This is a genomic window from Streptomyces sp. NPDC048278 (genome assembly GCF_040652195.1).
Classification (GTDB): Bacteria; Actinomycetota; Actinomycetes; order Streptomycetales; family Streptomycetaceae; genus Streptomyces.
Window position 1 is genome coordinate 34775 of the sequence record NZ_JBEZLP010000028.1, and the last position, 19160, is coordinate 53934.

18 protein-coding genes are annotated in these 19160 nt (G+C 72.4%); 12 read left to right on the plus strand and 6 right to left on the minus strand.

Translation table 11 applies throughout. The features are described 5' to 3' along the window. Nucleotides 1-39: 39 nt before the first annotated feature. Both AB0D74_RS36185 and AB0D74_RS36190 read left to right on the plus strand, forming a co-directional pair. Complete coding sequence (locus tag AB0D74_RS36185; protein ID WP_362596369.1) at nt 40-1182, plus strand: thiolase family protein; 1143 nt, start codon at nt 40-42, stop codon at nt 1180-1182. Next, a complete protein-coding gene (locus tag AB0D74_RS36190; protein ID WP_362596371.1) occupies nt 1179-2816 on the plus strand; it encodes an OB-fold domain-containing protein in 1638 nt (545 codons plus the stop codon). The genes AB0D74_RS36185 and AB0D74_RS36190 overlap by 4 nt, the downstream gene beginning before the upstream one ends. A gap of 27 nt (nt 2817-2843) precedes the next feature. Here AB0D74_RS36190 and AB0D74_RS36195 read toward each other — a convergent pair whose 3' ends face one another. The 3 genes from AB0D74_RS36195 to AB0D74_RS36205 form a co-directional block, all read right to left on the minus strand. Further along, nucleotides 2844-3890: an alcohol dehydrogenase catalytic domain-containing protein gene (locus tag AB0D74_RS36195; RefSeq protein ID WP_362596373.1), complete on the minus strand. Its 1047-nt coding sequence runs from the start codon at nt 3888-3890 to the stop codon at nt 2844-2846. Between the two features lie 28 nt (nt 3891-3918). Continuing rightward, nucleotides 3919-5160, minus strand: coding sequence for a cytochrome P450 (locus AB0D74_RS36200; RefSeq protein ID WP_362596375.1), 1242 nt, complete (start codon nt 5158-5160; stop codon nt 3919-3921). A 147-nt stretch (nt 5161-5307) separates the two neighbouring features. Then, nucleotides 5308-6507 (minus strand): acyl-CoA dehydrogenase family protein, encoded by a 1200-nt coding sequence (locus AB0D74_RS36205; protein WP_362596377.1) that lies wholly within the window; start codon nt 6505-6507, stop codon nt 5308-5310. A 193-nt stretch (nt 6508-6700) separates the two neighbouring features. Between AB0D74_RS36205 and AB0D74_RS36210 the strand changes: the two genes are divergently transcribed. The 4 genes from AB0D74_RS36210 to AB0D74_RS36225 all read left to right on the plus strand — a co-directional run bounded on the left by AB0D74_RS36210 (nt 6701) and on the right by AB0D74_RS36225 (nt 11296). Then, nucleotides 6701-8173, plus strand: a complete 1473-nt coding sequence (locus AB0D74_RS36210; protein WP_362596379.1) for an FCD domain-containing protein — start codon at nt 6701-6703, stop codon at nt 8171-8173. Between the two features lie 161 nt (nt 8174-8334). Then, nucleotides 8335-9102, plus strand: coding sequence for an SDR family NAD(P)-dependent oxidoreductase (locus AB0D74_RS36215; protein ID WP_362596381.1), 768 nt, complete (start codon nt 8335-8337; stop codon nt 9100-9102). After that, nucleotides 9099-10322: an acyl-CoA dehydrogenase family protein gene (locus AB0D74_RS36220; RefSeq protein ID WP_362596383.1), complete on the plus strand. Its 1224-nt coding sequence runs from the start codon at nt 9099-9101 to the stop codon at nt 10320-10322. Before AB0D74_RS36215 ends, AB0D74_RS36220 begins: the two co-directional genes overlap by 4 nt. Next, nucleotides 10319-11296: an NADPH:quinone oxidoreductase family protein gene (locus tag AB0D74_RS36225; protein WP_362596385.1), complete on the plus strand. Its 978-nt coding sequence runs from the start codon at nt 10319-10321 to the stop codon at nt 11294-11296. The genes AB0D74_RS36220 and AB0D74_RS36225 overlap by 4 nt, the downstream gene beginning before the upstream one ends. 3 nt (nt 11297-11299) lie before the next feature. On the opposite strand, the gene AB0D74_RS36230 is transcribed toward AB0D74_RS36225, so the two are convergent. Then, complete coding sequence (locus AB0D74_RS36230) at nt 11300-12163, minus strand: mycofactocin-coupled SDR family oxidoreductase (protein ID WP_362596387.1); 864 nt, start codon at nt 12161-12163, stop codon at nt 11300-11302. 176 nt (nt 12164-12339) lie between these two features. On the opposite strand from AB0D74_RS36230, the gene AB0D74_RS36235 reads away from it, so the two are divergent. The 4 genes from AB0D74_RS36235 to AB0D74_RS36250 are packed head-to-tail and all read left to right on the plus strand — an operon-like array spanning nt 12340 to nt 14727. Beyond that, nucleotides 12340-13485, plus strand: a complete 1146-nt coding sequence (locus tag AB0D74_RS36235) for an amidohydrolase family protein (RefSeq protein ID WP_362596389.1) — start codon at nt 12340-12342, stop codon at nt 13483-13485. Beyond that, the gene (locus AB0D74_RS36240; RefSeq protein WP_362596391.1) at nt 13482-13703 is read left to right on the plus strand and encodes a hypothetical protein; all 222 of its coding nucleotides are present in this window, start codon (nt 13482-13484) and stop codon (nt 13701-13703) included. The genes AB0D74_RS36235 and AB0D74_RS36240 overlap by 4 nt, the downstream gene beginning before the upstream one ends. A gap of 7 nt (nt 13704-13710) precedes the next feature. Then, nucleotides 13711-14523, plus strand: a complete 813-nt coding sequence (locus AB0D74_RS36245; RefSeq protein ID WP_362596393.1) for a mycofactocin-coupled SDR family oxidoreductase — start codon at nt 13711-13713, stop codon at nt 14521-14523. Between the two features lie 15 nt (nt 14524-14538). Further along, nucleotides 14539-14727 carry a ferredoxin gene (locus tag AB0D74_RS36250; RefSeq protein ID WP_362596395.1) on the plus strand — a complete coding sequence of 63 codons (189 nt, stop codon included), beginning with the start codon at nt 14539-14541 and terminating at the stop codon, nt 14725-14727. Nucleotides 14728-14849: 122 nt separating this feature from the next. Here AB0D74_RS36250 and AB0D74_RS36255 read toward each other — a convergent pair whose 3' ends face one another. Next, on the minus strand, nt 14850-15719 hold the full coding sequence (locus AB0D74_RS36255; protein WP_362596397.1) for a VOC family protein: 870 nt from the start codon (nt 15717-15719) through the stop codon (nt 14850-14852). A gap of 162 nt (nt 15720-15881) precedes the next feature. On the opposite strand from AB0D74_RS36255, the gene AB0D74_RS36260 reads away from it, so the two are divergent. Beyond that, nucleotides 15882-16760 carry an alpha/beta fold hydrolase gene (locus AB0D74_RS36260; protein ID WP_362596399.1) on the plus strand — a complete coding sequence of 293 codons (879 nt, stop codon included), beginning with the start codon at nt 15882-15884 and terminating at the stop codon, nt 16758-16760. Then, on the plus strand, nt 16761-17456 hold the full coding sequence (locus tag AB0D74_RS36265) for a TetR/AcrR family transcriptional regulator (RefSeq protein WP_362596401.1): 696 nt from the start codon (nt 16761-16763) through the stop codon (nt 17454-17456). It abuts the gene before it with no gap. 57 nt (nt 17457-17513) lie between these two features. Here the strand turns inward: AB0D74_RS36265 and AB0D74_RS36270 are convergent, their stop codons facing one another. Further along, nucleotides 17514-19112 carry an FAD-binding protein gene (locus AB0D74_RS36270; protein ID WP_362596403.1) on the minus strand — a complete coding sequence of 533 codons (1599 nt, stop codon included), beginning with the start codon at nt 19110-19112 and terminating at the stop codon, nt 17514-17516. Nucleotides 19113-19160: the final 48 nt, after the last annotated feature.

Genomic DNA, 19160 nt, shown 5'->3' on the forward strand with positions numbered 1-19160 from the left:
GGTGAACACATACCCCGATGACCCGACCTAGGAGTTGACATGCGAGACGCCGTCATCGTCGACGCCGTACGCACCCCGATCGGCAAGCGCAACGGCTCGCTGGCGTCGGTGCACGCGGCGGACCTGTCGGCCGAGGTGCTCAGGGCGCTGGTGCGGCGCACCGGCATCGACCCCGGCACCGTGGACGACGTGGTCTGGGGCTGTGTCACCCAGATCGGCGACCAGTCCAGCAACGTCGGCCGGTTCGCGGTGCTCGCCGCGGGCTGGCCCGAACACGTCCCGGCCGTCACGGTCAACCGGGCCTGCGGCTCCAGCCAGCAGGCCGTCGACCAGGCCGCGCACGCCGTCATGGCCGGCCAGTACGACGTGGTGGTCGCGGGCGGAGTCGAGACCATGAGCAGGGTGCCGCTGGGCTCGCACCGCACGACCGGGCAGCCGTACGGTCCCGCCGCCATCGCCCGTTACGGGGGCGCCGAGTTCAGCCAGGGACTCGGCGCCGAGATGATCGCCGAACGGTACGGGTTCAGCCGGGCCCGCCTCGACGAGTTCGCCTCCGAGTCGCACGCGAAGGCCGCGGCGGCGATCGACGCGGGCGTCTTCGACGACCACCTCGTGCCGATCGACGTCGAGGGAACCAAGTTCGGTACGGACGAGGGGCTGCGGCGGGGCACCTCGCCCGGGACACTGGCCCGGCTCAAGCCGTCGTTCAAGGAGGACGGTGTGATCCACGCCGGCAACTCCTCCCAGATCTCCGACGGGGCCGCCGCCCTCCTCGTCACCACCCCCGAGCGGGCCCGCGACCTCGGCCTCACCCCCATCGCCCGCTACCACAGCGGAGCCGTCAGCGGCGCCGACCCGATCACCATGCTCCTCGGCCCGGTCCCCGCCACCGAGAAGGTGCTGCGCCGCTCCGGGCTCTCCCTCGACGACATCGGCGCCTACGAGGTCAACGAGGCTTTCGCACCGGTGCCGTTGGCGTGGCTCGCCGAGACCGGCGCCGACCCGGAGCGGCTCAACCCGCTCGGCGGGGCGATCGCCGTCGGCCACCCGCTGGGCGGCTCCGGTGCCATCCTGATGACCCGGTTGCTGGCCCGGATGCGCCGTGAGAACCTCCGCTACGGCCTCCAGACCATGTGCGAGGGCGGCGGCACGGCCAACGCGACCATCGTCGAGCTCCTGTGACGACCCGCCCGCTGCCCCAACCCACCCTCGCCAGCGCCGAATTCTGGGCCTCCGGCGCCGACGGCGTGCTCCGGATCCCGCACTGCGCCGACTGCGACCGGTACTTCCACCCACCGCTGCCCGTGTGCCCGTCCTGCCGCGGCCGTTCCGTGGCCCTCGCCCCGGTCTCGGGCAGGGCGGTCGTGGTCGGCTTCAGCGTCAACCACCAGACCTGGCTGCCCGACTTCCCACCGCCGTACGTCGTCGCGGTGGTCGCCCTCGCCGAGGACGACCGGGCCCGCCTGACCACCAACATCGTGGGCTGCGCGCCGGACGAGGTGACGGTCGGCATGCGCGTCCGCGTCCGCTTCGAGCACCACGGTGACGTGCATCTCCCGCTGTTCGAACCGGACTTGGAGACCGACGGCCCCGGCCCGCTGCCTCGACCGCGCGAGGTGCGCGCCCGCCCCATGGCCTCCCCGGACAAGTACGAGGACAGGGTCGCCCTGACCGGTGTCGGCCAGTCGCGCGTCGGACGCCGCCTGATGGTCGACCCGCTCTCCCTGACCGTCGACGCCTGCCTGGCCGCGGTCGCGGACGCGGGCCTCGACCTCGACGAGATCGACGGGCTCTCCACCTACCCGGGGCCCGGCCCCGACGGCATGAGCGAAGGCGGCGTCACCGCCCTTACCGAAGCCCTCCAGCTGCGCCCCACCTGGGTCAACGGCGCCCGTGAAGTGCCCGGCCAGATCGGCTCGATCACCGCCGGCATGCTCGCGGTCGCGGCCGGCCTGTGCCGGCACGTGCTCTGTTTCCGCACGGTGTGGGAGTCCTCCCACAGCGCCCTGGTGCGCGCCGGGCGCTGGCAGTCCGGCGGCGGCCCGGCCACCGGCATGTTCGAGTTCCGGGCCCCCTTCGGAGCGATGTCGGCCGCGCAGTGGATCGGCTGCCACGCCTCCCACTACCTGCACCGCTACGGCGTCGGCCGCGAGGCCCTCGGCGCGATCGCGGTCACCGCGCGGACGAACGCCGGACGCAACCCGGAGGCCCTGCACCGCGACCCGATGACCCTCGACGACTACTTCGACGCCCGCATGATCACCACCCCGTTCGGGCTCTACGACTGCGACGTGCCCTGCGACGGAGCGGTGGCCGTCGTCGTCTCCGCGATCGAGACGGCGTACGACCGCCCCCGGCCGCCGGTGCTGGTCGAATCCGTCGGCACGGCGGTCCTGGAACGGCTCAGCTGGGACCAGGACACCCTCACCCACCTGCCGCAGTCCCGCGGCCCCGCCGCGCACCTGTGGACCCGCACCGATCTCACCCCGGCGGACGTCGACGTGGCCCTGCTCTACGACGGGTTCACCTTCAACGCCCTGTCCTGGCTGGAGGGCCTCGGCTTCTGCGGGCCGGGCGAGGCGACCGACTTCATCGGCGACGGCAAGACCATCTCCCTGGACGGACGGCTCCCGCTGAACCCGCACGGCGGCCAGCTCTCCGCCGGCCGCCTGCACGGCTACGGCTTCGTCCGCGAGGCGATGCTGCAACTGCGCGGGGACGCCCCGGGCCGCCAGGTCGAGGGCGCCCGCGTCGCGGTGGTCACGGCGGGCGGGGGAGTGCCGTCCGGGGCGATGCTGCTGCGGACGGCGAGGTAGGACTACGCCGTCCGCAGCAGCACCCGCTCACGCCTCGTCGTCGTAGGTGACGACGACCTTCTCCGCGGCGCCCGGAGTCAGCGCCAGCTCGAAGGCCCGGTCCACCTCGGCGAACGGCACCCGGTGACTGATCAGCCGGGCGAACCGCTCCTGGTGCTCGGCGAGTTCCGCCGTCACCTCGAAGATCTCGGTCGGGTACCCCTGCGAGGCGATGAGGGTGAGTTCGCTGCGCAGCATCCCGCCGAGGTCGATCGCGTCGGAGGGCTTCTGCACGGCGACCATCACCAGCTTGGCGCCCCACTTGGCCGCGTCGACGGTGGTGTTGAAGACGGCGGCGACACCGGCGGCGTCGATGTAGATGTCGGTGCCGGCGCGCGGCTGGCCCAGCGCGTTGGCCGCCTCGCCGTGCAGTGCGGTCAGCCGTGCGGTGACGTCCTCGGTGCCGGAGTGGATCACCGCGTCGGCGCCGACGGCCAGCGCGGTCTCCAGCCGCTCGGGGATGACGTCGGCGACGACCACGTGCTCGACCCCGCGCAGCTTCAGCCAGATGGTGACGCCCAGCCCGATGGGCCCGGCACCGAAGACCACGACCTTGTCGTCGGGGCGGGCCCCGGACCGGTTGACGCAGTGCCGGGCGACCGCCATCGGCTCGTTGAGCGAGGCGACGGCGAAGGGCACGGTGTCCGGGAAGACGGCGAGGGTCCGGCCGATCTCCGCGTCCTCCAGCAGCAGGTACTCGCTCATCCCGCCGTGCGCGCCGCCGCAGCCGATGATCCCCGAGGGCACGCCCTGCGGGTTCACCACCACCCGGTCGCCGACCTTCAGCCCGGTGACCTCGGCGCCCAGCTCCGCGATCTCGCCGGCCGGTTCGTGCCCGAGCAGCAGCGGCTCCACCGAGCCGTCGGCGTTGTACGGGGTGCCGCCCGCGTGGACGAAGAAGGTGTCGGTGCCGCAGATCCCGCAGGCGCGGATCCTGACCACCACGTCCTTGGGGCCCGGCACCGGACGCTCGGACTCCACGACCTCGACCGTGTCCTTCTCCGTGCCGGTCCGGACGGATTTCATCGTCGCCATGTGGATGTCTCCTTTCCCGGGGCGCCGGTCACCAGGTGACGGGGAGCTCGTAGATGCCGTACGCCTGGGAGTCCTCCTTGAACTTCAGCTCCGGGACGTCGACCGCGAGCCGCAGGGCCGGGATGCGGCGGAACAGGGTGCTGAAGACGACGTGCAGTTCGATGCGGGCCAGCTGCTGGCCGACGCACTGGTGCGGACCCCAGCCGAACGCGTGGTGGTGCGCCGCGGTTCGGGTCAGGTCGAGCCGGCCGGGCTCCGGGAACGCCTCGGGGTCCCAGTTGGCCGCGGGCAGCGAGGCGATGACACCCTCGCCGGCCCGGATGGTCTCCCCGTCGATCTCGATGTCGTCCAGCACCGCGCGCCGCGCCAGCAGGTGCGGGATGGTCAGGTAGCGCAGGAGTTCCTCGACGGCCTTGGTCACGTACTTCGGGTCGTCCTGGTTCTCCCGCAGCGCCGCGAGCTGGTCGGGGTGCTGGAGCAGCAGCGCGGTGCCCAGGGTGATCATGTTGGCGCTGGTGTCGTGGCCGGCGACGAGCAGGATGTGCCCGAGCGGGGCAGCCTCCTCCATGGAGAGCACCCCCTCCTTGATCCGCGCGCCGAGGTCGGAGAGGACGTCCTCACCGGGGTTGTCCATCTTGGCCTCGATGAGCCCGGCGATGTAGCGGCGCACCTCCACGATCGACTGGGCCGCCTCCTCGGGGGTCTTGAAACGGGCGTTGGTGACCCCGGCGTGCTCCTGGAAGAAGTCGTGGTCCTCGTACGGCACGCCGAGGAGCGCGCAGATCATGAGCGAGGGCAGCGGCAGGGACAGCGCCTCGTTGAGGTCGACCGGGTTGGGCCCCGCCAGCATCTTGTCGATGAGGTCGTCGGTGATCTGCTGGATCTCCGGGCGGAGCTTCTCCATCCGGTGCCGGGTGAAGGAATTGGTCAGCATCCGGCGCCAGCGGGTGTGTTCGGCACCGTCGGTGTTGTTGATCGACGGCTGGATCTCGGCGGCGTGCGCCTTCATGGCCTCGGTGGTGTGCGGATAGCCGGGGGCGCCGATGTTCGCGCTGAGCCGCGGGTCGGTCATCAGCTCGCGCTGCGCGGCGTGCGAGGTGACGAGCCACGGGGTGGTGCCGTCCCAGGTCCGGACGCGTACGACGGCCTTGTCTGTCTCGTGCAGCGCCAGCAGGGCCGGAGGGGGTGCGAACGGGCACTGGCTCGATCGGGGCGTCGGAAACTCCGGCAGCTCCGTGGCGGCATCGGTCCCGGCGATGCTCTCGCTCATGGTTCCCTCGTTCTCTCGGCAGCACAATTGAGGGCACCATACGTGGACCGGTCGGTACAATCAATATTGCGCACACGTTCCGGCGGCATATCGACCGTGCGGTCCATTTGATGGGATCCAGGCCGGGAGGCCGTGTGTCCGGCCAGGTCAGCGGGGTTCCCGGGGCATGCCCAGGCCCCGCTCGGCGATCTGCGTCCGCAGCACCTCGTTCGCCCCGCCCGCGATCGTGTACGCCCGTGAGTACAGGTGGGCGTCCTGCCACCAGCCCGCCGCGAGCGCCGCCGGGTCGTCCTCGGTGAGCAGGCCGTCGGTACCCTGCAGGCGCAGGCCGAAGTCGGCCAGGTCGTGGTTGAGTTCGCTGAAGAAGACCTTGCCCAGCAGGGCGTCCGCGGGCCCCTCGGTGCCGTGCAGCATCCGCGACTGCGCGAGGGCGATCAGCGCGGCGTTCACCTGCACCCGTGCGGCGAGTTCGCCGATCTCCTGGCGGGTGGCGGCGTCGTCGAGCGCGGGCCGGCCGCCGGCCGGCACCTCCTCCGCGAGCCGTACCAGGTCCTCCAGCGCGGCGACCAGTTCGACGCCGCGCGCGGCCACCCCGGACCGCTCCCGGGCGAGGCTGCTCATCGCCACCCGCCAGCCGTCGTCCACCCGGCCGATCACGTTCGCCGCCGGGATCCGGACGCCGTCCAGGAAGACCTCGTTGAAGTCGGTGGTCCCGGTGAGCTCGCGCAGCGGCCGTACCTCGACGCCCGGGCTGCGCATGTCCAGCGCGAAGGCCGTGATGCCCCTGTGCTTCGGCGCTTCGGTGTCGGTACGCGCCAGCAGGTAACCCATGTCCGCGTGCTGGCCGTTGGTCGTCCACACCTTCTGGCCGTCGACGACGAACACCGCGTCGCCGCCCTCGCCCTCGCGACGGGCCCGGGTGCGCAGGGACGCCAGGTCGCTGCCCGCCTCGGGCTCGCTGAACAGCTGGCACCAGACGTCGTCGCAGGAGCGGATGCGGGGCAGGAACCGCGTCCGCTGGGCGTCGGTGCCGAACTCGATGAGCGCAGCCGAGGCCAGCGAGGCGGCGCCGACCGGGGCCCAGGTGCGGGCGCGGGCGATCTCCTCGGCGACGACCGACGGTTCCAGCGGGTGCGCGTCGGGCCGCCCGCCGTACTCGGCGGGCCAGTCGATGCCGAGCAGCCCCGCCTCGTACAGCCGCGCGGTCCAGGCCCGGATCGCCGGCATCAGCTCCGGTTCGGGGGCACGTACCCCGGCGTGCGCCTTGACGCCCGGCGCGTGCTCGGCCACGAAGGCGCGCACCTTGCCCCGGAAGGCCTCCAGTTCGGGTGTGGGTTCCAGTCGCATCGCCGCCGGCTCCTCGGTCCTCACGCAAGCGATCTCGAAATGAGGGTACTCTAACCATGCCTTGGGGCTGGTTGCCAAGGGCCGGTACCGAAATCAGTGGCCCGATCTCGGCGTCGGGCGGCCGGTCCGGGGGTTCCTGTCCCGGTGCTGAATAGACTGGGGATCCGCAATGTTTCCGCAGAGGAGTTGGCCCATGGCGACTGCCGTCGACCGCGAGCCCGCCGACGGCGAGACCGACGCCCCGGTCGGCAAGCTGGCCGCGCAGACCGCGCAGCGCATCGAGGCGACCGTGATCCGCCGGGGCTGGCCCGTCGGTGAGTCGCTGGGCTCCGAGGTGGACCTGCGGGAGCAGCTCGGGGTGAGCCGGGCGGTGCTGCGCGAGGCGGTGCGCCTGGTCGAGCACCACCAGGTCGCGCGGATGCGGCGCGGCCCCGGCGGCGGCCTGCTCGTCTGCGCCCCCGACGCGGGCCCGGCGACCCGGGCCATGGTGATCTACCTCGAATACGTCGGTACCAGCGTCACCGACCTGCTCCAGGCCCGCCTGCTGCTCGAACCGATCGCCGCGGGCCTCGCCGCCGACCGCATCACCGAGGAGGGCATCGCCACCCTCCGCGCCACCCTCGACTCCGAACACGACCACTGGGACGACCCGTCGGTCCACTCGCAGGACCCCCTGCACCCGGTGCTCGGCCAGTTGTCGGGCAACCCGGTGCTGCACCTGTTCATCGACGTCCTCACCCGCCTCACCGCCCGCTACGCCCACACCTCGCGCCGGATCTCCAAGGCGGAGATGCACGCGGCGAAGGAGACCTCGCACCGCGAGCACCGCGCCGTCGTCGACGCCGTCGTCGCCGACGACGGGGCCCGCGCGCAGACCGAGCTGACGGCGCACCTGGAGTCGGTGGCCGGCTGGATCGAGAAGCACCGGGTGCGCCGCGGCGGACGGATCTCGGGGAACGTGGTCGAGCCCGAACTGGTCGAGGGCCCGCGCGCCAAGCTCGCCGAGGTGGTGGCCTCCCGGATCCACGACGACATCGCCGCGCGCGGCTGGCAGATCGGCATGGTCCTCGGTTCGGAGTCGGACCTGCTGGCCCGCTACGAGATCAGCCGGGCCGTCCTGCGCGAGGCCGTACGGCTCCTGGAGTACCACTCGGTCGCCCGGATGCGGCGCGGCCCCGGCGGCGGCCTGGTCGTCACCGAGCCCGAGCCGCAGGCCAGCATCGACACGATGGCCCTCTTCCTCGAATACCAGGGCGTCACCGCCGACGACCTGCGGATCGTCCGCAACGCGGTCGAACTCGGCATCGTCGCCCGGGTGACCGCCCGGCACGCCGGGGGCGACCCGGAGGTCGCCGACCGCCTGGGCAAGGCCGTCCGCTGGACCGTGGAGGGCCCGGCCGACGCCCCCCGCAAGGCCGACCTGTTCCACTCCGAACTGGCGGCCCTGGCCGACAATCCGGTGCTGTCGCTGTTCCTCGCCATCATCACCGAACTGTTCCGCCGCCACGCCTCCGGGCACGACCGGCAGCTGCCCGGCGACACGGCGGCCGACGAGGTCCAGCACGTCCACCAGCGCATCCTCGACGCGATCGTGCAGGGCGACGCCGGCGTGGCCCGCCACCGGATGCGCCGCCACCTGGACGCCCTCATCCCCTGGTGGCACTGATTTAGTGACACTGATTCCCGATGCCCCGTACGGATTCCTGCCGTACGGGGCTTTCCGCTGTGCCAGCGATGGGTAATTACGTATACTCAATAGATGGGTGGCCGGCATCTGCGGCGGAAGACCCTCGTCAGCACGTCCCTGGGCCTGTAGAGGAGACCCGAGTGAACATCGACGGATCCACGGCACTGGTCACCGGCGGCGCCTCCGGGCTGGGCCTCGCCACGGCACGCCGGGTCATCGACCGCGGCGGCCGGGTCGTCCTGGCCGACATCTCCGAGGAGCAGGGCGCCAAGGCGGTCGCCGAACTCGGCGAGGCCGCCCGCTTCGTCCGCGCCGACGTCACCGACGAGACCGCGGTGAACGCCGCCCTCGACACCGCGGAGCAACTCGGCCCGCTGCGCTTCGTCGTGCACTGCGCCGGGCGCGGCGGCGACCGCACCCGGATCATCGACCGCGCGCGCACCCCCGGCGAACTCGCCACCTTCGCCGAGGTGATCCGGGTCAACCTGGTCGGCACCTACAACGTGCTGCGCCTGGCCGCCGCCCGCCTCTCCGGCAACGAGGTGGCGGACGGCGACCGCGGGGCCGTCGTCCTGACCGCCTCCGTCGCCGCGTTCGACGGCCAGATCGGCCAGACCTCCTACACCGCCGCCAAGGCCGGGGTGCACGGCATGACCCTCGTCGCTGCCCGTGACCTGGCCAGCTGGCAGATCCGGGTGAACACCATCGCCCCCGGCATCATGGACACCCCCATGCTCGGCCGCCTCCGCGAGGACATCCGCGACGGCCTCGCCGCCTCCGTGCCGCACCCCAAACGCCTCGGTGAACCCGACGACTTCGCCCGCCTCGCCGTCGAGATGCTGGAGAACCCCTATCTCAACGGCCAGACCGTCCGCCTCGACGGCGCGATCCGCATGGCCCCGCGATGACCGGGGCGACGGCCGCGACCGAGACCGCGACCGAGACCGACGAGCAGTTCCGCGCCCGCCTGCGCGCCTTCCTGGCCGAACACCACCCCGGGCGCCGCCCCCAGGACCCCGCCGAACGCCTCGCGTGGCAGAAGCGGTGGCTGGCCACCCTGTACGACGGCGGCTACGCGGGCCCGGGCTGGCCGCGCGCGTACGGCGGCATGGACCTGCCCTTCGCCCGTCAGGTCCTCTACCAGGAGGAGTACGCGCGGGCCCGGGTCCCCGGCCCCCTCGGCACCGGACTCGGCATCGCCGCCCCCACCCTGATCCGGTACGCCACGCCCGAGCAGAAGGACCGCTACCTGCGCCCCATGCTGCGCGGCGACACGGTCTGGGCACAGGGGTACTCCGAACCCGACGCGGGCTCGGACCTCCCCGCGCTGCGCACCACGGCCCGCCGCGAGGGCGGCGGCCCCGACGACCCCCGGGCCGAGTACGTCGTCAACGGCCAGAAGGTGTGGAACAGTTCGGCCGACATCGCCGACGTCCTCTTCACCCTGGTCCGCACCGGACCCCCCGACTCCCGCCAGGACGGCATCAGTTACCTCCTGATCGACGCCCACGCCCCCGGCGTGACCGTCCGCCCGCTGCGGGACCTCACCGGCGACGCGCACTTCTGCGAGATCTTCTTCGACGACGTCCGGGTCCCGGCCGCCGACCGGATCGGCGCGGAGAACGGCGGCTGGCCCCTGGTCCGCACCAGCCTCGGCCACGAACGCGCCGCCGGGGCGATGAACCAGGCGGCCCTGTACCGGCGGGTCCTCGACGAGCTGATCGAGCTGGCCCGCGAACGCGGGGCGACCGACGACCCGTCGGTGTGCGACCGGCTCGCCGACTTCGAGATCCGGGTGACCGTCATGCGGCTCACCGGGATGCGGACCATCGCGGACATCATGGCGAAGGGCGAGCCCGGCCCCGCCTCCTCGACCGCACGGCTCTTCATCGTGACCTTCGAGCAGGAACTGCACGAGTTCGCCCTGGAGTTGCTGGGACCGTACGGGATCCTGGGCCGCCGCGACCCGCACGCCGTCCAGCGCGGGCGCTGGGTGTGGGGTTTCCTGCGCACCCGGGCCTCCACGATCGGTGCGGGCACCGCCGAGATCCAGCGCAACACCATCGCCGAACAGGTCCTGGGACTGCCCCGGGACCCGGCGATGCCGGCCACCGGGAGCACACGATGAGAGCCGCACGCTGTACCGACTACGGGCCCCCGGACGGCCTGGCCGTCGTCGAACTGGACGACCCCGTGCCCGGCCCGGGAGAGGTCCTGGTCCGGGTGCACGCCGCCGCGGTCAACTACCCGGACGTGCTGCTGGTGGCGAACCGCTACCAGGTGCCCGCGCCGCTGCCGTTCACCCCGGGCAGCGAGTTCGCCGGTGTGGTCGCCGCGCTGGGGCCCGGCGTGACCGGCCCCCCGGTGGGCTCGGCGGTGGCCGGAGCGGTGCTCACCGGCGCCTTCGCCGAACAGGTCGTGGTGCCGGTGACCGGCCTGCGCCCCGTACCCGAGGGCCTCGACCTGGTCCACGCCGCCGCGTTCCACGTCACCTACGCGACCGCCTACCACGCCCTGACCACCGTGGGGCAGGGCACGGCGGGGGAGTGGGCGACCGTGCTCGGCGCCGCCGGCGGCGTCGGCTCCGCCACCGTCGACGTCGCCACCCGGCTCGGCATGCGCGTCGTGGCGGCGGCGTCCGGCCCCGAGCGGCTCGCGGTGGCCCGGAAACTGGGCGCCGAGGGCGGCGTCGACTACGTCCGCGAGGACCTGAAGACGCGCGTCCGCGAACTGACCGGCGGCGAGGGCGCCCACCTGGTCGTCGACCCCGTGGGCGGCGACCACGCGGAGGCCGCCCTGCGCGCGCTGCGCCGGGGCGGCCGGTTCGTCACCGTGGGGTACGCCGACGGCAGGATCCCGCGGATCCCGCTCAACCTCGTGCTGCTCAAGGACGCGGTCGTCCGGGGCTTCGAGATCCGCATGCTGCGCCGGTACGCCCCGGACGCGGTGGCCGCGGGCGACCGGGCGCTGGCCCGGATGGTCCGGGACGGGATGTGCCCGCTCGTCTCCCGCGTCCACCCCCTCGCCGACGTGGCGACCGCACTGACCGACGTGGCCGGGCGGCGCACCACCGGCAAGGTCGTCATCGAGATGACGGCCTGACCGTCAGAACGCCGGCAGCTGCGGGCGCCGTTTGACGTAGCCGCCGGCGTCGACGCGCATCTGCATGCCGGTGACGTACTGCGACTCGTCCGACACCAGGAAGAGCACCATGTCGGCGATGTTCTCCGGCTCGACGAAGGGGACCCCGAACCCGGTCGTCGCGGGGAAGCCGGGCAGCGCGTCCTCGCGGGTCGGGCTCTCCAGGTCGGGCCGGAACGACCGGTACATGACGTCGCTGTTCAGCATGTCGGTGTTGACGTTCGTGGGGTGCACCGCGTTGACCCGGATCCGGCGGGACAGCAGGACCGTCGCCAGGTCGTGCACGAACGCGGCCACCTGGCGCTTGGCGAAGGAGTAGCCCAGCCCGCCGGGCCCGTTGGCCGGGTTGTCGACGGTCGCCGGTATCAGCCCCGCGATGGACCCGGTGGCCACGATCGAGGCACCGTCGGGCAGATGGGGCAGGGCCGCGTCGACCGCGTGCACCACCCCGTTGAAGTCGACGGTGACGGCGTCCAGGAAGGCCTGCGCGGTCTGCTCCGGCCCCAGCGGGCAGATCCCGGCCTGGGCGACCACGGCGTCGAGCCGCCCCAGCTCGGCCACCCCCTCGGCGACCGCCGCCTTCAGCGCGGCCGGATCCCGTACGTCGGCCCGGCGGGCCACGATGCGCCGGCCCAGCTTCTCGACCTGCCGGACCGTCTCCTCCAGGTCCGCCTCGGTGGCCAGCGGGTACCCGTTGGTGGCGATGTCCGCGCACAGGTCCACGGCGACGATGTCGGCGCCCTCCGCGGCGAGCCGGACCGCCTGCGCGCGGCCCTGGCCGCGCGCGGCTCCGGTGATGAAGACGGCCTTGTCCTGCACTCTCCCCATGGGGTCTCCTTCCGTAGAAGAAAAGAGTAGCCTGAATAGTGGTGGCGGAAGCTGATCGTTACCGGATGATCTCCGATCCATGCGGGAGTTGGTCGATCTTTCCCGCCCAGTGGGACTGGTTCAGTGCACACAATGTGCCCGGTGCTAGAGAGTCCCCGAGACCGAGGGAGCACACGATGCCGTTGCAGCCATGGATGAAGTTGCTGTCGACCGACGACCACCTGATCGAGCCCCCACACCTGTGGTCCGACCGGCTGCCGGCGAGGTACCGGGAGGCCGGGCCGCGCATCGTGGAGCAGCCGCGCGGTGCGGGACAGGCCCCCGCCGAGGTCTGGGTCTACGAGGACCGGATCTACCCCTACATCGGCCTCAACGCCGTCGCCGGCAAGCGGCCCGAGGAGTTCGGCCTCGAACCCACCCGCTACGACGAGATGATCCCGGGCTGCTACGACCCGAAGGCCCGGATCCGCGACATGGACCTGGACGGCGTCTGGGGCGCCCTGTGCTTCCCCTCCTTCCCCGGCTTCTCCGGCCATGTCTTCCTGGACGGCCAGGACCGCGAACTGGCCCTGCTCTGCGTGCAGGCGTGGAACGACTTCGTCCTCGACGAGTGGTGCGCCACCGCACCCGGCCGGCTCATCCCGCTGGTCATCATGCCGATGTGGGACGTCGACGCCTGCGTCGCCGAGATCCACCGCACCGCGGCCAAGGGCGCGAAGGCGATCTCCTTCCCGGAGAACCCCGCCCCGCGCGGCCTGCCCTCCTTCCACACCGACTACTGGGACCCCATGTTCTCGGCGGCGGAGGAGACCGACCTGCCCGTCTGCCTGCACTTCGGCACCTCGGGCAAGCCCCCGAAGACCGCCGAGGAGGCCCCCTTCGCGGTCACCATCACCCTGTTCGGCTGCAACGCCATGTTCGCCGCCGCCGACCTGCTCTTCTCCCCGGTGCTGCACAAGCACCCCAAGCTCAAGATCGGCCTCTCCGAGGGCGGCATCGGCTGGATCCCCTACCTTCTGGAACGCGCCGACGGCACCTGGGAGCGGCACCGCTTCTACCAGAACGTCAACCAGAGCGTGCGGCCCTCGGAGCTGTTCCACAAGCACTTCCACGGCTGCTTCATCGACGACCGGTTCGGCGTCGAGGTACGCCACCACGTCGGCGTCGACAAGATCACCTGGGAGTGCGACTACCCGCACTCCGACTCCTACTGGCCCAGGTCCCGCGCCTACGCGGCCGAGGTCCTGGCCGACGTACCCGACGACGAGGTGCACAGGATCGTGGAGCTGAACACCCGCCGCCTGTACAACCTCCCCGCATGAGCCGGCGACCGGAGTCCGAGCGGTCCGACTGGACCGACCTGGACCTGCTCACCCGCGAGGAGGCCCACGGCCGGCTCCTCGCGGAGATCGCCGAGACGGAGGCACGCCTCGCCGAACCCGGCACGTCCGACGGGGCCGAGGGCGAACTCCTCCAGTCCCGGCTGCGTGCCCTGCGCGAGGCCGCCGAGGACCTGCTCGACCAGCCGAAGGGGAAGTGAGGCGGCCATGGGCCGGATGGAGGGCAAGGTCGCGCTCATCACCGGAGGGGCGCGCGGCCAGGGCCGTTCGCACGCCGTGCGGCTGGCCGAGGAGGGCGCGGACATCGTCGTCACCGACGTCTGCCACGACATCAGCGCGGAACTGCCGTACCCGCTGGCGACGAAGGACGAGCTGGAGGAGACCGCCAAGCTGGTCAGGGAGACCGGGCGGCGGTGCGTCCCGGTCGAGGCCGACGTCCGCTCGGTCGACGAGATGCGGGCCGCGGTCGAGGCGACGCGCAAGGAGTTCGGGCGGCTCGACACCGTCGTCGCCAACGCCGGAGTGATGAGCATCGGGGCCGCCTGGGAGCTGTCCGAGGAGGCCTGGGACGTCACCGTGGACGTCAACCTCAAGGGCCCCTGGAACACGGTGCGCGCCGCGGTCCCCTGGATGATCGAGCAGGGGGAGGGCGGCTCGATCGTCCTCACCAGCTCCGCCGCCGGCATCCGCGGCCATGTGCCGTACGCCCACTACGTGGCCAGCAAGCACGGCGTCGTGGGCCTGATGAAGGCCCTGTCCAACGAACTCGCCCCGCACCGCATCCGGGTGAACACCGTCCACCCCACCGGGGTCAGCGACACGGGCATCACGGTGGGCGTGCCGATCGAGGAACTCGCCGCGCGCGAGCCGTTGTTCGCACTCGCCGCGATGAACCCCCTGGCCCCGTACGTCGAGCCCCGGGACGTGTCGAACGCCGTCCTCTTCCTCGCCTCGGACGAGGCGCGGTACGTCACCGGGCTGCAGTTCACCGTCGACGCGGGGTCGACCAACAAGCCGTAGAACGGAGTGGGTTGAATGAAGATCACCATCGAAACGGCGGCGTGCTCCGGGCACGCGCGGTGCGCGGCGGCGTCCCCGCAGCTCTTCCGCCTCGACGACGACGGCTATGCGCTGCCGTTCGACGGTGAGGTCCCGGCGGGCCTCGAACAGGCCGCCAGGGACGGTGCGGCGGCCTGCCCCGAGCGGGCCATCACCGTCCACTGACGGCGCCCTCCGCCGACAAGGACCTTCGCCGACAAGGACCTTCGGTGACAACGACATTCGGTGACAACGACCGAGCCCCACGGTCCGAGGACCGTGGGGCTCCCCCCCCCGTACCCGTCCGCTCAGCCGGCCGGCTGCGGCGGCGGGGTGAAGTGGTGGCCCCAGAACGCGCCGTCCGTGATCTCGTACACGGGGACCGGCTCGGGCACCTTCAGGCCGTTCCAGCCGAACTCGACGGCGTAGTTCTCCGGCGACCAGACGTAGAACGAGACCATGTGGTCGTTGGTGTGCTTGCCCAGCGAGTGCATCATCGGCACCTCGTACTTGCCGGCCCGGTCCAGGGCCCGCCCCACGTCGTCCAGGGTCGCCGCCTCGACCATGAAGTGCAGCAGCCGCCCCGGCCCCGGCATCGGCGTGACGCCCAGCGTGTGGTGGCGCGGGTTGCAGCCCATGAACCAGGTGGTGCCGCCCGGCGAGCGCATCGTGTTCCGCTCGATGAACCCGAGCACGTTGACGTAGAAGTCGAACGTCCCGCGCGCGTCCTCGGCGGAGACGATGGCGTGCCCGAAGCCCATGTCGTCCGTGACGAACTTCGAGACCAGCGGGGTCTGCACGGGCACGTGGTCGAGGGTCCGGCCGTAGAACAGCTCGACCGGGTTGCCGCCCGGGTCGCTGAACCTGACGAAGCCCGTCACCTTCCGCTCCGCCGCCTCGGCCTCGGTGCCGGCGGTCACCTTGATCCCGGCCTTCTCGACGTCCGCGGCCAGCCGCGCCAGCTCCCGCTCGTCGAGGACCTCGAAGCCCAGCGCCGTCATCGCGGGCTGGGCACCCGGCGCGACCACGATCCGGGACGGATGGTCGTCCATCCGGAAGGCGAGCGACCCGGAGTCGCCCTCGACGGGCATCAGGCCGAGGAAATCGGTCCCGAACGCCTTCCACCGGTCGAGGTCGTTGGACTCCAGACGCAGGTACCCGAGTGAGCGCACACCCATCAGGCCCTCCCCTCACATTGGTCAGGTCCCAGGCGGCCCGTCGGACCCCCGGTATCGGTACGTCCGCGACGGTAGAAGGCCGGGCCGCACCGCCGCCGGGACCGTCCCACTGATCGGGAGCCGTACGGCGACGGCCGCCGTACGGGTGCCACGGTGACCGTCATGACACTGAGCACACCCAGCACACTCGACTACGCGGACACCCTGCGCGAACTGCCCACCGACGACGGTGTCCTGCGCTACCACGAGGCCGGCGAAGGGCCGCCCCTGCTGATGCTGCACGGCTCGGGTCCCGGGGTGACCGGCTGGCGCAACTACCGGGGCAACCTGCCCGTGTTCGCCCGGCACTTCCGCTGCCTGGCGCTGGAGTTCCCCGGCTTCGGGGTGAGCGACCCGACCGCCGAGAACCCGATGGCCGCCGCACCCAAGGCCGTCCTGCGCTTCCTGGAAGGGCTCGGCCTGGACCGCGTCGACGTCATCGGCAACTCGATGGGCGGGTTCGTCGCCGTGGGGCTCGCGGTGGCCCACAAGGACCTGTTCCGCAGGGTCGTGACCATCGGCGGGGTCGGCCGCAACCTCCTCTCCCCGGGCCCCAGCGAAGGGCTCAACCTGCTGGTGGAGTTCGCCGAGAACCCCACCCGCGACAACCTCGTCCAATGGCTGCGCTCGATGGTCCACGACCCCGCGCTGCTCACCGAGGAACTGATCGAGGAACGCTGGGCGACCGCCACCGAACCGGCGACCCTGGAGGCGTCCCGCCGGATCTACGGCCGGCAGGCGATGGCCGCGATGCAGGCCGCGCAGTCCCAGTCGGACCAGCCGATCTGGGCCATGCTCCACAAGGTCGCCGCGCCCACGCTGCTGACCTGGGGCCGCGACGACCGGGTCACCCCGCTGGAGAGCGCGCTGCTGCCGATGCGGACCATCCCCAAGGCCGAGCTGCACGTGCTGCCCGACTGCGGGCACTGGGCGATGATCGAGCAGAAGGCGGCCTGGGAGAGCGCGGTCCTGGCCTTCCTGACCCGCCCGGAGGCCGGCTGAGTGCCGAGCGTGGGGGCGTCCGGCGACCCGGCGACCGACGACCTGACGATGGGCGACCCGGCGGTGGGTGATCCCGTGACGGACGACCGGGTGGGCCGGGCCGGGCCCCGCCGACCCGCCGCGCCGACGTCGAGCCGGCAGACCGACCGCCGCATCCGCATCCTGCGCGCCGCCGCGGACCTCGGCACGCGCGAGGGGCTGGCCTCCGTGCAGATGCACGACGTGGCCAGGGAGGCCGGGGTCGCGATCGCCACGCTGTACCGCTACTTCCCGTCCAAGCCGTATCTGTTCCTGTCGGTTCTGGAGTGGCACATCGAGCAGTTCCTGGGCAGTCGCGACGGCGGCCCGGTCCCCGACCGGGCGGCGGATCCCGTGACCGAGGTCGCCGACACGCTCGTCGCGCTGAGCGGCAAGCTGCTGGACAGCCGGCTGCTCGCCTCGGCGGTGGCGCTGTCGTCGTTCACCGAATACGCGAGCGCCGCCCGCAGCCGCATCGACATCGTGGAGAGCGCGCTGGGACAACGGCTGCTGCGGCTGCTCGGGGACCGGGCGGACGCGCGGACCGGGCACAGCCGGGTGCGGCTGCTCGTCTACGACTGGTGGGGGGTGTTCGTGGCCATGCTGACCCAGGAGATCTCCACCGCGCAGGGCGAGGCGGACCTGCGGCTGGCCGCGCGGCTGATCGCCGGGTCCTGAACCACGCGAAGGTGCCCGGGACACCCCGTGCCCCGGGCACCTGTCCGCTTCCCGCCGTCAGTCCGTCGCCCCGGCCATGTCCAGGACCGCCAGGTACCCGAACGCGAGACTCGAACCGATCGGGGTGCCGGCACCGGGGTAGACCCGGCCCGACATCGCCGCCGCCGTGTTGCCCGTCGCGTACAGGCCCTCGATCGGGGAGCCGTCCGGCCGCAGCACGCGCGCGTGCGGGTCGATCCGCAGCCCGCCCTTGGTGCCGATGTCCGACGGCACGATGGTCGCCACGTAGAACGGCGCCTGGTCGATGGGCAGCAGCAGGGGGTTCGGCCACTCCGGCGACGGCTTGGCGGGGAAGTTCTGCCGGGGGTCGGCCGGGAAGGGCACGATGTGCCGGAACATCTGGTCCCAGGGCGTCTCGCCCCGGTGGAACCTCTCGTCGACGCCGGTGGCCGCGTACCCGTTGAACTCCTTGACCGTGCGGTCCAGGGCGTCGAAGGGGACGTCGATCAGCCGCGCCAGCTCCTCCAGGGTGTCGGCCCTGCGCAGCGCGCCCGACGCCAGCCACTCCTCGACGGGCGGTGCGGCGGGCGGCCAGCCGATGCCGTCCCGGTCCAGCTGGCGCTGGTCGAACACCCAGTGGCAGGGGATGTGCCGTACGCCGCCGGCCCGGTGCCGGCGGAAGATCTCGTGCCCGGCCTGGTCGTAGGGGGACGTCTCGTTGACGAAGCGTTCGCCCGCGCCGTTGACCCAGATGCCGCCCCGGGTCCCGGTGTGGAAGACCGGCAGGCCGTCCGGGTGGACCAGCCCCGGCACGAACCAGGCCTCGTCGAGCAGGTCGGTGTCCGCGCCGACGGCGATGCCCGCCCGCAGCGCGTCACCGGTGTTCGCCGGGGCGCCGTCGGACCACTCCCCGGTGAGCGGGGACTGGTGCGCCTCGCGCAGCTCGCGGTCGCGCTCGAAGCCGCCGGCGGCCAGCAGCACGCCCCGGGCGGCCCGGATCCTGACCCGCTCGCCCTCGTGCACGGCCTCGATGCCGACGACCCTGCCGTCCTCGACGACCAGGCTCTCCAGCGCGGTGTTCAGCCGCAGTTCGCCGTTGCCCGTCTCAAGGAACGCCGACAGGGCGCGGCCGATCAGCGCCCGCCCGCCGCTGAGCACCGGGCCCTCGTCGAAGCCGAACCGCTCCGTCGGCAGCGAGTCACGCACCAGTGCCCGGCGCTCGCCGAGCTCCGCGACCTCGACCGGCGGCGGGAAGACGGTGTGCCCCGTGGGCGAGGACCCCGGGCTCGCCGCGTAGTAGTCCGGCACCGGCCCGTGCACGAAGGACTGGAACCAGGTGTTCTGCTCCAGCTCGTCGATCAGCCGGCGCCCGGCCGCCAGGTACGCGTCCTGCAGCCCCTCCCGGGACGGGTCGTCGACGACCGCGCGCAGATACGACCGCGCCTCCTCGACATCGGCGCCGAGGCCGGCCCGGCTCAGCGGCGCCGAGCCCGGGAACCACAGGCCCGCGCCGGAGTACGCGACCGTGCCGCCGACCCGGTCGGTCTTCTCGACGACGAGCGTGCGCAGGCCGCGCGCCGCCGCCACGTACGCCCCGACCAGACCGCCGCCCGACCCCACGACGATGACGTCGTAGGCATCTTCGTTGATGCTCATCCGAACCTCCTGATGGGTGCCGAACTCGTTGGTGGGGGGAACCGCGCC